This is a genomic window from Idiomarina sp. X4 (genome assembly GCF_002808045.1).
GTDB lineage: Bacteria > Pseudomonadota > Gammaproteobacteria > Enterobacterales > Alteromonadaceae > Idiomarina.
In genome coordinates, this window is sequence record NZ_CP025000.1 from 258,933 (window position 1) to 272,798 (window position 13,866).

Below are 13,866 nucleotides of genomic sequence, written 5' to 3' on the forward strand. Positions count from 1 at the left end.
TTACGAATCTAAACGGTTTTTAAGAGCTTTAGCTTCTTCAGCAAGCGCTTCGTCGTCGCCATCTATCAGCTGTTGAAGAATGTCACGTGCTTCGTCTTTCTCGTCCATTTCGATATAAGCACGCGCTAAATCGAGTTGCCCAGCGGGATCATCGTCGGCCGGAGCTTCACCTTCCTGGACTTCATCGTCGTCCGGCAGGGCGCCTTTCACTGCTGACGACTCATAACGATCATCGTCTTCATCTTCTTCGTCAGCTTCCGCCATCAGCGAGTCTATATCGACGTAGTCTGCGTCATCGTTAGCCGTGAATGAGTCGGCATCATCTGTTTTTTCAGCGTCGTTTTCCCCCGCAGACTCGTCAACCGTTTCAGAGGGCTTCTCGTCACTCTCTGGCGCACCACCAAATAGCGACTCCAGATCGTCATCGGCCTGACTTTCCGCCTCATCCAATGCCTCATCGTCCTCCGGAACTTCCTCTTCGACATCGTCAAAGTCATCGAGCGCCTGAGTCACTTCATCGGATTCTTTTAGAAGCTGTTCGAGGTCATCTTCTTCTTCGCCACCAACGTCTATCCTCTCGTCAGCTGAGTCATCTACTTCGTTTTTCGGTTCGGCTTTCGTTTCACTGCCTGCTGATGTGTCCTCTGCAAACTGAGCAAGTATATCATCCGGATCCGCTGCTTCCTCAGTGTCAGCTTCTTCAGAGATACTGCTGCTATCTGACTGTTCCGGGCTTTCGTCATCTTCGAAGTCGTCACCCAGCCCTAAATCCGCTAAAACCTCATCGACTTCACTGTCATCAAAGTCATCCGGCAGCAAATCATCTGACTCGCCTTCAGCTTCATCCGCTTTCTCATCGGCAGAGTCATCAGCAGCGCTTTTCTCAGAAGTTTCAGTTCGAGCCTCCAGCGACTCCGACTCAGTATCTTCTACCGCGTCACTAACCTCTTGTTCCGGCTCGGAGCTTTCGTCACTAGCTTGCTCAGCTGTTGCGTCGCTTTCGTCCTCATCAGCCACCTCGTCGTCGCTAATAGACAGATCGATCGCTTCTTCATCGTCGTCCGATTCGCCAAACAAGCGATCGAGTTCTTCCTGGGACAGCTCACCGGCGTCATCATCGTTATCTGGAAGCACGGCCTTATCATCTTCGTCAATGTCATCGTCATCGCCGGTATTCTCAGCATCATTGGACTTTTCCTGACTCTGAGCGGTTTCATCTTCATCGTCGAGTTGTACGCTGAAGTCTTCTTCCGGCTCCGCCTTTCCAGAACCGCTTAGCTCAGCTTCGAGTGCACTTAAATCGTCGCCGTCATCTTCTTCATCAACGTCAACTTGCTGACTCTCATCAATATCAAAAATGCCATCGCCAGCGTCATTCTGCGGAGCGCCACCCATTAACTCTTTGTCAAGTTCAGCCGCTGCTTCTTCTTCACTCAGCTCTTTCTTACTGGCAACTTCTGGCTCTTCATCTTTATTTTTTGACGAGCGTTTCATTAAGAATAAAACAACGCCGCCAATAATCAGTAAGGCAGGTAATATCGACACCAGCATCATATTTATCGGGTTTTGCAACCAATCCACAAAACCGGAGTTTTCTTCGGCCTGACGCATTGCCGCTTGCTGCTCAATAAGCTCTTGTTGCTGAGCCAATACTTGCTGGAACTGAGTTTCCAGTTCATCCGTTTTGCTTGCGCTTTGTGCCAACTCGTCCAAACGTTCCGCTAGCGCATCGATGCGCTGTTGTAATGACTGGTTCTCGTCATACATTTTTTGAACCGTTTGCATAGAGTTGCGAACTTCGTTTCGCAAATCCTCAAAGTTTTGCTCTTGTCGTTGCTCAACTTCTTGCACAGCTTGCTCTGCACGAGCTTTCGCTTCTTCCAGCAGTTGCGCTTGCTCTTCTCTGGTTCGCTGAGTGCTTTGTTCAACTTCAGAGAGCTGCTGAGATTTTTCCTTCAACTGACCGTCAACCACGACTTGGCGACGAGCAGCTTCCGGGTTAACCATTTGAATTTCTTGTAACGACGGAATTCGCAAATAAAAACCGTCGAGCATACGGTTCATATTGCCATCGACAAAGGCTTCGTCATTAGCCTGAACAATGGCGACCATCGTTTGGTATTGGGTGACACTGGAGTGGGGTTTATAACGGCGAGCAATATCCCAGAGAGTATCAGTACTTGAGATAGGTCCGTAACGTTCCTGTCCAATACGAACATCTTCCGCTTCCGAACCTTTAGGGCCTTTGATAACGGTGCCATCTTGTTGCCACGGCAATGCATTGCTACTGAGACTCACCAGTAACAATATTGTTAGCGAAAGATATTTACACACTTGCCCTGTAATCGTTTTTTTCATCCCTTGTTCTCTGCCCGCGCTTTGCTCTTATCTTTAACGGCGTCAGTAATAAAAACTTTATGACATACAGCCGCTTAAATTACCAGTATTCACGAATTAAAGTTTCAGCAATCTGAATACTGTTCGTTGCTGCGCCTTTGCGAATGTTGTCAGATACCACCCATAAGTTAAGCCCTTGAGGATGACTAATATCTTCACGAACACGGCCAACAAACACGTCGTCCTTTCCGGCTGCGTCACTGACTTGCGTCGGAAACTCTTCACGTTGCTCCATGAGGGTTACCCCCGGCGCTTCGCTCAATAGCTGTTTGGCATGCTCCGCAGTAATTGGTTGGCGAGTTTCTATATGAATCGCTTCTGCGTGACCATAAAAGACCGGTACACGCACTGCTGTTGCATTGACCCGTACGCTGGGGTCATTAAATATTTTTTGCGTCTCCCACACCATTTTCATTTCTTCTTTGGTGTAGTCGTTGTCCTGAAATACATCAATTTGCGGAATACAGTTAAATGCAATTTGTCGGCTAAAGTTCTCAACGGTGGGCTGTTTTGCATTCAGTAACTCTGCGGTCTGCTTTGCCAGCTCTTCCATTGCTTCTTTGCCCGCACCAGATACCGACTGGTAGGTCGCCACATTAATACGCTCAATACCCACCGCGTCATGAATAGGTTTTAACGCGACCAACATTTGAATGGTTGAGCAGTTTGGGTTCGCAATAATGTTGCGGTTGCGAAAGTCGGCCAAAGCCCAGGCATTGACCTCCGGCACCACCAGTGGGATATCGGGTTCATAACGAAACTCAGAGGTGTTATCAATGACGACACAGCCGGCATCGGCAGCTTTAGGAGCGAACTCTCTTGAAATCGCCCCACCTGCCGAGAAAAAGGCAATGTCTGCATTTGACCAGTCAAAGTCATCGGCAACCAGTACTTCTTTCTCGTCACCATTAAAGTCGACGGTTGCTCCTGCAGAACGGGCACTGGCTAACGGATACAACTCAGCGACGGGGAATTTTCGCTCAGCCAAAATATCAATCATTTGCTGACCAACCAGTCCTGTTGCTCCTAAAACTGCTACGCGAAACCCGTCTGCCATAGTTACTCCTTAACGGTCTGTTTGTTGGGCATCAAAGCCCAACTGTAAGAATTGGATATATTGTTCGCTATTATGGCATGCAACGACCTGATTTATGAACTCTCTGCGAGGGCTTTCTTTGCGATATTTTTTACGCATGCTATCGAAACCCTCGGGCGTCATCCCATACCGCCGAAAACGGGCATCGTCGCTCATTATGTCGTAATGTTGATTCACCCACCGTGAGAGCGAGCTAATTGATAGCAACTGAACCGCGTCCAGCGCTGGCCAATCAGCTCTCGGCAACACTAAATTTTTGTCATAATCGCTCTTAAGCTGACAATGCGCCAACAGAGCATCGGCAACCATTACGGCACCACCTATTTTGCCTTCCAGGCTATGTCCGGCAATATGCGGCGTTGCAATATCAACGCAGTCTACCAATGGCTTTAACACCTCAGGCTCGCCTTCCCAGACGTCGAGCACCACAAAAGGTTTTTCACCCTGCTGCGCCCTTTCAAGCAACGCCGAGTTATCTATCACCGCCCCTCTGCTCGCGTTAATCAGCAATTGATTTTCATGCAGAGACTGTAGCGCCGTATGTTCAAACAAATGGTGCGTCGGACAATCTCCTCCGCGAGTCAGCGGAACATGACAAGAAATAATATCGGCGGTAATAACCCGTTGCCAGTGATCATGCACCGCCTTTTCGCCTTTTTTACTGAGTGGTGGATCGTAGTAATGCACGTTCATACCCAGCGCTTGTAAGCGTTGCCCTGCCGCCTGCCCCGTATGACCGGCGCCAACAATGGCAACGTCTAAATCGGCTAACGAGTCGACCTCTTTTTGATCGAGCCACTGCAAAACTGCGCACAATACATATTCACCAACGGACGAAGCGTTCGCGCCAGGCGCGTGAGCGAAAGTAATGCCTCTTTCAGTGAGTAATTCGGTGTCGATATGCTCGGTGCCAATAGTCGCAGAAGCCACAAAGGTTAAGTTAGGAGACAGTTGAAGAAGCTCTTCGTTCACTTGGGTAATTGAACGCACAAGCAAAGCATCCGCTTTGGCCAGTAATTCTTTTGAAGGGGTTCGTTCGGAAAAAAAATGAAGATGTCCTGCGCCTGACAATAAAGTCGACAGCGCAGGAATATTTCTATCGGCGACGATATTCATCGTACTTACCGATGACACCGTTACTCTGCGTATTGGCGCATAACCAATGACGCGTTTGTGCCACCAAAACCAAAGCTATTGGACATAACGGTACGCAGCGGCGCATCCGTTGTCTGACGAATAATGTTCATGCCATCGGCCTGCTCATCTAACTTTTCAATGTTAATAGATGGCGTGACAAAGCCGTGCTTCAGCATCAGCAATGAATAAATGGCTTCGTGAACACCAGCCGCACCCAATGCATGACCTGTCATTGCTTTGGTAGCGCTTATCATCGGTGTTTTCTCAGGAAACACTTCACGAATCGCTTCTAACTCTTTCACGTCTCCCACTGGCGTGCTGGTTCCGTGAGTATTCAGATAGTCAATTGGGCTATCGACGGTTTCCATTGCCATTTTCATGCAACGAACCGCCCCTTCACCTGATGGCGCAACCATGTCATAGCCGTCAGAAGTGGCGCCGTAGCCAACAATTTCGCCATAAATTTTCGCACCACGTGCTTTAGCTGCTTCCAGCTCTTCAATCACCAAAATACCGCCGCCACCGGCTGGTACAAAACCATCGCGATCCTGGTCATAGGTACGTGATGCTTTCTCAGGCGTGTCATTGTATTTGGTACTTAATGCGCCCATGGCGTCGAATTCCATACCTAAGGTCCAGTGTAGTTCTTCACCGCCACCGGCAAACACACGGTCTTGTTTACCAAATTGGATAAGCTCCAACGCGTGGCCAATACAGTGAGCCGAGGTTGCACACGCCGAGCTGATTGAATAGTTTACGCCTTTAATTTTAAATGGCGTCGCAAGACACGCTGATGTCGTTGATGCCATGCAGCGAGGCACCATATAAGGTCCGACACGTTTCACACCGCGCTCGCGCAGGATGTCGGCTGCCGCTACCTGATGTTCACCTGAAGCGCCACCAGAACCAACAACCAAACCTGTACGCGGATTCGAAATTTCCTCTTCACTTAAGCCTGCGTCTTCAATCGCCTGAGACATAGCAATGTAAGCATAAGCGGCTGAATCGCCCATAAAGCGCAATGCTTTGCGGTCAATGTGGTCTTTAGGATCCAGCTTTACGGGTCCCCAAACCTGACAGCGAAGCCCCATCTCCGCAAATGATTCTGAACGGCTGATGCCTGACTTGCCCTGACGCAAGCTTTCCAGTACTTCTTCTTGATTGTTACCGATGCTTGATACGATACCAAGGCCGGTTATCACTGCTCTTCTCATTCTAAAATCCTGTCTAACATTTATACGTCGGTATAGTAACTAACGTGTTCTAAGAATGTGGTCTGCTTTGTGCACTGTTTTTAGTAATCTTGTTATTATAGCGAGCATCTGCCAATAAATCATGGGGCAAACACTTGAATTCTAAAGCGTCGGTCAAGTTTAACGAGTATGGTGTCCCCGTTTCCACCTCTTTCGATGATATTTATTTTTCTGTGGAAAGCGGTGTCGACGAGAGCCAATACGTATTTCTCAAGCACAACGGATTACCCGCCCGTTGGAAAACGTTGAAAAAGTATGAATGCTTTACCATTGCAGAAACAGGATTTGGCACTGGCCTAAACTTTTTGCTGACATGGCAACAATTTATCGAATCGGCTTCTCCGGACAGTCGTCTGCACTTTATCAGTTTTGAGAAATTTCCCTTATCCGTCGAGCAATTGCAACAAGCCTACGCCTTACTGCCAGAGGTGGAAAGTATCAGCTCGCAGTTTCTGTCTCATTATCCGTCACCGGAGCCCGGATGCCACCGGCTTACCTTCGCTGAAGGAAGAATTACTTTAGACTTGTGGATTGGTGATATTAACCAGCTATTTCCCCAGTGGCAGGTTCAGGCTCAGCATAAAGTAGACGCTTGGTTTTTAGATGGCTTTGCACCATCAAAGAACCCGGATATGTGGCAACAACCGCTTTTTGAAACCATGTCAGTGACCGCTCATAAAAAGACAACTTATGCCACCTTTACAGCAGCTGGCATTGTTCGCCGCGGACTTGCCGAGGCTGGTTTTACCGTCAGTAAAGTGCCCGGTTATGGACGTAAGCGCGAGATGATATGCGGCCAGTTTCAGGGGGCAACGGTTGAACCTGAAGTGTCAACAGAGCCGGTCGTTATCGTTGGCGCAGGAATAAGTGCTGCGTGCTGCGCCTTGTCGTTACAAAAACGGGGAGTTGCTTCCAAAGTGATTTCGCCCAGTATAGCCGACGGCGCATCCGGTAACCCCCAAGGCGCCGTATATCCACTGCTGCATGCAGAACACACGCCACTTAGTTGCTTTTACTGGCAAGCTTTTAGTACGGCGCTAAACACTTACCGGCAATACGTTCCGGAGCACTGGCACGCCAGCGGCGTATTGCAGCCTGCATTCAATGAGCAACGGGAGCAGCGCTTTCAAAAAGTTGCTGGTGATTTATATAACGAGACAACGGTTCACTACTTAAACGCAGAAAAAACGAACAAAACCGCCGGCATCACTATCGGTACTCCTGCTCTGTTTTATCCGCAAGCGGGCTGGTTAACACCTAAAACAGTCGTTAAGGCATTGTTTGAACACGCCCAAAGTACCTTTATAAACGACTCAGTTGAAAGCATTAGCCATTCAGATGATGGTAACTGGAGCGTCAACTTGGAAAGTGGAGAGAGCATTCACACAAAGGACTTAGTACTTGCGACAGGGCATCGTGTTAATGAACTGCTGCCAGTAAAGGTCGGCAACTTGCCAATAAACCCGGTACGCGGACAAATTACCCAAGTAAAAACCTCTGACAGCCTTAAACCATTAAAAACCGTGCTGTGTTATAAAGGCTACTTAGTGCCTGAGTCTGAGGGTATACATTGCCTGGGGGCGACATTTAATCGTGGTGAAACAGATTTGGCAACGCGCCCGGAAGATAACGAGGAAAACCTTCAACAACTCACCCACAACGCGAAACAACCCTGGGCAGAAAAGTTACAGATTGTTGAACAAAGAGCCTCGGTAAGGGCGACAACACCTGACCATCAACCGATCATTGGGCTGCTGGACTCAGGTCTGTACGGTGTCACCGGACTTGGCTCAAGAGGCTTCACATCAGCGCCATTGGCTGGTGAAATTATTGCAGGAATGATATGTGGTGAAACGCTGCCACTGACCAGTGACGCATTAGCCAGGTTATCCCCGGCTCGCTTTCGCAGCTAATTTATCCATGAGGTTTTTAATGTGCGCTTGATCCGCAGGTGAAAGTTCGTGACGCGTATCATGAACCGCCTGTTCAAGCGACGGCATTATTTTGTCAACATCGGCATTCCCGGCCATTTCCAACTGCGCTACGACCAAATCGAAATGGCCGCGCAAATAACCGCTGGCAAACAGCTCATCGTCATTTCCTGACACCACGGTTTCGTCAAACACGGTTTCCAGTTGCTCGACCTGTTGATCAAAGTCCATACTGCCCTCTTCTCAATTGATACTGCGTTACAAAGGTGCGTCATTCTATCGGTCTTTTTGGTACAATGCATCCACATCCAATCGTTAACTTAAGGTCAAGGTGTAATCTATGTCACTGCAAATTGGTTTGTTTTACGGTTCTACCACCTGCTACACGGAAATAGCTGCCGAGAAAATTCAGCAAGCCATCGGTGACGATATTGTGACCTTATTTAATATTCAGGATACTCCCCTCAAAGACGCCGAACAGTTCGACATTCTTATTTTCGGTATTTCCACCTGGGACTTTGGTGAGCTTCAGGAAGACTGGGAAAGTCATTGGGATGATATTAACGATGTTGACCTAAACGGAAAAATTGTGGCGCTTTACGGTATGGGAGACCAGGAGGGATACACTGACTGGTTTCAAGATGCGCTTGGCATGCTGCATGACGCCATCGCCGACCATGGTTGTAAGCGCATCGGTTTTTGGCCGAACGAAGGGTATGACTTTGCCGCCTCGAAAGCATTGACCGCAGATAACTCGCAGTTCGTCGGCTTATCACTGGATGAAGACTCACAATATGAGTTATCTGATGAACGTATTGAGCAGTGGACGACACAAATATTAGAAGAAATTGCAGAACAACTGGGATAAATCATGCGACACATACTCTTAATTTTTCTGCTTGTTTTAAGCAGTATCACTTCAGTCAGTCTCGCGTCTGAGCAAAAAGCGCCAACCACTATCGAAGCCTTCACCGAATCTTTTTCTCAACAAAACGGCTTCTTTACCTTTTATCATGACGCAGCCAATGGAAAGTATTACCTGCAAGTGCCAAGAAGTGGCAAACAGTTCATTTTTCAAACCAGTTTACCCTGGGGATTGGGCTCTAATGACATTGGTTTAGACCGGGGACAGTTAGGCGAAACCCGATTGTCGTCTTTTCATATTGAAGGCGATAAAGCGTTACTAATGCAACATAACACCTATTACCGGGCGCAAACTGAGAATGCAGCAGAGCGTCAAAGCGTGAATGAAGCTTTCGCTGACTCAGTTCTTTACGGTTTCAACATTGTTGCCAGCGACGAATCTCACGTACTCATTGATTACACACCGTATTTATTCACTGACGTGCACGGTGTCGCTCAGCGGTTAACAGCCACAGAACAAGGCCAATATAACGTCGATGCTCAACGTTCTGTGATATACCCCGAGCGCAGCAAAGGCTTTCCTAAAAACACTGAACTGGAAGCGAAAGTCACCTTTGTTGGAGAGGGTCAAGGGCGCTGGGTACGCGAAACTGCAGCCAATGCTGACGCTTTAACCCTGCACTTACACCATTCATTTATTCAGCTTCCGGATGCCGGCTACTTGCCACGTGAATTTCATACTAACAGCGGTTTCTGGTCACACAGTTTTAAAGACTATGCGGCTCCGCTTGGTGAATCAATGATGGTTCAATACATTCCGCGCCACCGTTTACAGAAAAAAGATCCTATTGCGTCTGAAAGTGAAGCACGTCAGCCTATTACCTACTACCTTGACCCCGGTGCGCCGGAGCCGGTCCGCTCGGCGTTATTAGAAGGCGCAAAATGGTGGCAGGAAGGCTTTGAAGCCATTGGTTATGACAATGCGTTTCAGGTGAAAATGCTGCCGACAGACGCCGATCCTATGGACGTTCGTTATAATGTTATTCAATGGGTTCACCGGGCCACCCGCGGATGGTCTTATGGCTCGTCAATTATCGACCCGCGTACCGGTGAAATTATTAAGGGTCACGTTACCTTAGGCTCTTTGCGTGTACGCCAGGATATGAAAATAGCATCGGCTTTGCTTGCACCTTTTTTTGACGACAAACAGGCATTAAAAGAAGCCGTTAAGGAAATGGCGTTAGCTCGTATTCGCCAATTGAGTGCCCATGAAATTGGCCATACGTTGGGTATTGCTCATAACTTTGCGGCCAGTACAACGGATCGCGCCTCGGTTATGGACTACCCTCATCCCTTGGTTAACCTGACGACCGAAGGCACCCTGACACTGGCAGACGCGTACGATGTTGGATTAGGTGTATGGGATAAGCAAGTCATTGCTTACGGATACAGTGACTTCGGCGGTATGCCATCAGCGACTGAACAGTTAACCCGTATTCTGGATAAAAATAAGTCCTTAGGCTTGAGTTTTATTTCAGACAGAGATGCTCGACCCACCGGTGGCGCGCACCCGACAGCTCATTTATGGGATAACGGCAGTAATCCGGTTACCGAGCTGGAGCGCTTACTAACCGTCAGAGAGCAAGTTCTTAATAATTTCAGCAAAGCGTTTCTTAATGACAATGAACCTTTGAGCCGGTTGCAGGAGTTTTTCGTTCCCGTCTACTTATTGCATCGTTACCAGACCGAAGCAGCGGTCAAATGGCTTGGCGGTGTCAACTATGAGTATTATCTGGCGGGTGATAATACGGACAGATACCAAGCGGTTGGAGGCTCGCGCCAGCAGTCAGCTCTTTCTCAATTACTCAGAACCATTAGCGCCGATACGTTAACCGTACCAAAGCAAATACAACAATGGTTAGTGCCGTTAGCCTATGGCGAAAGCGACTCACGCGAGCGGTTTGACGGCAAGACGGGATTAATTCCAGATCCTGTTAGCATGGCTGCAAGCGCTGCGAATCATTCACTGCAATTACTGCTGAACCCTCAACGGTTAAACCGTTTGGCACAACAACATAGTGCCGACAGTAATGTACCTTCACCGGCAGGAGTAAGCTCTCAGGTTTTCAAGCAGGTCTTCAACGACTGGAACAAAAACACGACCAGCCCATTGCGTCAGCGACTCGTTACCACAGCAGTGAACGCGCTTATCAAGGTCGCTCAAAGCAACAGTTTAGCGCCTGAAAGTCGCTTGCAAGTCATGTCAGAAATAAAACGCATGCAAGAAACGCTAGCCGCAAATGGCAATCGTTTTGCAACCCAGCTTGCTGCCGATATTGAAGGGTTTATAGAGGATGGGGAATGGCCGAAAAGCTATGAGCCTGAAGCACTCCCTCCAGGCTCACCTATCTAATTGATAACTTGCAGGGTTGCTTATAGCGACCCTGCAAAATCGTCCAATTCGTCCTTCGTTTTACCGTGAGCCGTTGGCTTACGAGTTTCAGGGTCAATATGAACGAAGACAATATCATCCGCTGTACAGATATTTTGTTTGGTATGCTTATTCCGCACTAAGCACGTAATGGCCAATGAGGTGCGCCCGACCGTTTTCACTTCCAGACCGAACTCAACAACGTCGCCCTGAAATGCTGAAGTTTCAAAAGTAATGGCACCAATGTGTTTCGTCACCAGGCTTTTAGCGCCTAACTGGCAGCTGGCAAAGATGTATGCCTCTTCGTCAATCCACTCCAGAATACGGCCACCAAACAGTGAGCCGGCAAAGTTAAGATCATTAGGCATTACTAAACGGCGAGATAAAAAGCGCATAACCACTCCTTTGTTGAGAACTCTTTCGAGAAGGATATGCGCATATTATAACCTATTGTTCGCCAATGGTTTGTTGAAAAAATTGGGCGATCATCGAATAGAGATGAATTTTTGTATGACGTCCGTTAATGGAGTGCTTTTTGCCCGGGTAATTCATCATGTCAAACGCCTGCTCGTTGTCCTGCAACTGCTTGTAAAGTTTGGTGCTGTGCGTGAATAGAACGTTATCATCAGCCATGCCGTGGTACATCAGCAAGTCACCTTTCAGCCCATCGGCGTATGGAAATACTGAAGCATTTTCATAGTTTTCCCCCTCGCTTGGCATGCCCATAAATCGTTCCGTGTAATGAGTGTCGTACAAGCGCCAGTCGGTTACCGGGGCTCCGGACACCCCGGCGCTGAAATATTCAGGCGCTTTAAACATCGCCATCAGCGTCATATACCCGCCGTAGCTGTGCCCATAAATACCGATACGGCTCCCATCCACATAAGGCAATGACTTAAGGAAAGTCGCTCCGGTTACCTGATCCGTCACTTCCGGTGCGCCCATATTCTTATAAATAGGTGCCTCGAACGCTTTGCCACGGTTATCCGAGCCCCGGTTGTCTAACATAAAGACAATAAAGCCCTGCTGCGCCATGTACTGAACAAAATGGTTGCCCCAGCTTTTAGTCACCCGCTGTGCGCCCGGCCCTCCGTATACATAAACCATAACAGGGTATTTTTGGGTTTTATCAAAGTCCGTCGGCTTGGTCATTTTATAATACAGCGTTTGTCCGTCTTCAGCCGTTAGCTCGCCGAATTCCGGATAACTCCAGTCTCGCATGTACTTCGCAAGTGGGTGTTTTTTGTCTATGTTGTTTTCCAAAAGCCACGCCTGACGCTCTCCCGTTGGTCCGTGCAAACTGACTTGTACTGGCTGTTCAGGCGAGGAGAACGTATCAATGTAGCGGTGGAACGTCGATGAAAACTCGACGTCGTGCATACCTTCTCGCTCAGTAATCTGCGTTGGGTTATTACTGGAGCCGCTATTTAACTGAGCTCGATACAAATGACGTTCAAGTGGACTTTTGCGCCGTGCGGTGAAATACAAAATACCAGAGCTTTCATCAACGGCCTCCAGTTCATCGACCATCCAGTCACCTGAAGTGAGCTGACGAATTAACGAGCCATCCAGTCGGTACAAGTACAAATGTTTGTACCCGCTGCGCTCCGATGCCCAAATGAAATGGTTGTTATCTTCCAGAAAGTACAGGTCGTTATGAAGATTAATCCAGGTATCTGAGGTTTCTTCGACCAAGATCTGTTGCTGCTCGGTATTCACATTGAAAAGACGCAAGGCCATATGTTGCTGGTCGCGACTTTGCCATTGGTAACTCAATCTCTCGCTATCATTTAGCCAATTGACCCGGGCTAAATACCCGTCCCCCAGCTCATCTAAGCCAAGCCATTTAGTACGCTCATTTGCCAGGTGGTAAACGCCCAGATCGATATTGACATTATCAGCACCAGCAAATGGATAGCGCTGTTTAATAACCTTCACTTCGTCTGCGTATATTTCGGTACGTGTTGCCACAGGCACAGGGCTCTCATCGACCCGGGTTAAGGCAATAGCCGACTCATCGGGCGACCACCAGTAGCCCGTCATGCGCTTCATTTCTTCCTGGGCAACAAATTCCGCCATACCGTATTTGACTAACCCTCCACCGGCTGTGGTTACCGCCGTTTCTTCTCCGGTATCTAAGTCGATATAAAAAAGGTTTTGGTTTCTAATAAAAGAGACAAAGTTACCGTGTGGAGACAAGCGAGCATCGGTTTCAAACGCTGCCGTTTCGGTCAAGCGCTCCACCTTGGTGCTTTTCACAGAATAATAAAATATGTCGCCGTTGTAAGGAAACAGTATGGCATCGCCATTATATGACCAACTGTACTCGATAATGCCCGTTCCGCTAATACGTTGACGTTCCCGGCGAGCCTTTTCCTCGTCAGACAACTCTTGCGAGCTGGACGTTAAGTCATTGGCTGCAACCAGTTTCGTATGCTCAGCTTTTTTAATGTCATAAAGCCATAAATCATAGCGATCCGGATTAGCCTCACTGCCTTTTAAATAAGACAGATAATTATCGCCGGGCGCAAATCGCAATGAACGGGGCTTTTCACCGACCAAAGACGGCGCACTAAACAAACGCTCTATTGTAAGTTTTTCGGCAGTTGCCGAAGTACTTAGAACGACACAAAAAACACCAATCAATGTGGTAACAAAATGGGATTTAATAGACAAAACAGCGACCTTAAAGTGACTTGTTAAACAGCTGTTAACAATGATAGCAAACTGACGATGAAATGTCGGGGACTGTGCGGT

General features: G+C 48.1%; 10 protein-coding genes. 3 read left to right on the forward strand and 7 right to left on the reverse strand.

Annotated features, from left to right (window positions below):
• The 4 genes from CWC33_RS01355 to fabB form a co-directional block, all read right to left on the reverse strand.
• A complete protein-coding gene (locus CWC33_RS01355; RefSeq protein ID WP_100690483.1) occupies positions 1-2,358 on the reverse strand; it encodes a FimV/HubP family polar landmark protein in 2,358 nt (785 codons plus the stop codon).
• A gap of 79 nt (positions 2,359-2,437) precedes the next feature.
• Positions 2,438-3,454, reverse strand: a complete 1,017-nt coding sequence (locus CWC33_RS01360) for an aspartate-semialdehyde dehydrogenase (protein ID WP_088768559.1) — start codon at positions 3,452-3,454, stop codon at positions 2,438-2,440.
• Positions 3,455-3,463: 9 nt separating this feature from the next.
• On the reverse strand, positions 3,464-4,609 hold the full coding sequence (locus tag CWC33_RS01365; protein WP_100690484.1) for a 4-phosphoerythronate dehydrogenase: 1,146 nt from the start codon (positions 4,607-4,609) through the stop codon (positions 3,464-3,466).
• A gap of 20 nt (positions 4,610-4,629) precedes the next feature.
• Entirely contained in the window at positions 4,630-5,844 is a 1,215-nt protein-coding gene (gene fabB / locus CWC33_RS01370) for a beta-ketoacyl-ACP synthase I (protein ID WP_088768561.1), read from the reverse strand.
• Between the two features lie 134 nt (positions 5,845-5,978).
• Between fabB and mnmC the strand changes: the two genes are divergently transcribed.
• Positions 5,979-7,796 carry a bifunctional tRNA (5-methylaminomethyl-2-thiouridine)(34)-methyltransferase MnmD/FAD-dependent 5-carboxymethylaminomethyl-2-thiouridine(34) oxidoreductase MnmC gene (mnmC, locus tag CWC33_RS01375; protein ID WP_100690485.1) on the forward strand — a complete coding sequence of 606 codons (1,818 nt, stop codon included), beginning with the start codon at positions 5,979-5,981 and terminating at the stop codon, positions 7,794-7,796.
• On the opposite strand, the gene CWC33_RS01380 is transcribed toward mnmC, so the two are convergent.
• Complete coding sequence (locus CWC33_RS01380; protein WP_100690486.1) at positions 7,770-8,045, reverse strand: YfcL family protein; 276 nt, start codon at positions 8,043-8,045, stop codon at positions 7,770-7,772. The genes mnmC and CWC33_RS01380 overlap by 27 nt on opposite strands.
• Positions 8,046-8,160: 115 nt before the next feature.
• Here CWC33_RS01380 and fldB point away from each other — a divergent pair, with 115 nt between their 5' ends.
• Positions 8,161-8,682, forward strand: a complete 522-nt coding sequence (gene fldB, locus CWC33_RS01385; protein WP_100692242.1) for a flavodoxin FldB — start codon at positions 8,161-8,163, stop codon at positions 8,680-8,682.
• Positions 8,683-8,685: 3 nt separating this feature from the next.
• On the forward strand, positions 8,686-11,091 hold the full coding sequence (locus CWC33_RS01390; protein WP_100690487.1) for a zinc-dependent metalloprotease: 2,406 nt from the start codon (positions 8,686-8,688) through the stop codon (positions 11,089-11,091).
• Between the two features lie 20 nt (positions 11,092-11,111).
• Here the strand turns inward: CWC33_RS01390 and CWC33_RS01395 are convergent, their stop codons facing one another.
• Both CWC33_RS01395 and CWC33_RS01400 read right to left on the reverse strand, forming a co-directional pair.
• Complete coding sequence (locus CWC33_RS01395; RefSeq protein WP_053952867.1) at positions 11,112-11,504, reverse strand: acyl-CoA thioesterase; 393 nt, start codon at positions 11,502-11,504, stop codon at positions 11,112-11,114.
• 52 nt (positions 11,505-11,556) lie between these two features.
• Complete coding sequence (locus tag CWC33_RS01400) at positions 11,557-13,779, reverse strand: S9 family peptidase (RefSeq protein WP_198511837.1); 2,223 nt, start codon at positions 13,777-13,779, stop codon at positions 11,557-11,559.
• Between the last annotated feature and the right edge of the window lie 87 nt (positions 13,780-13,866).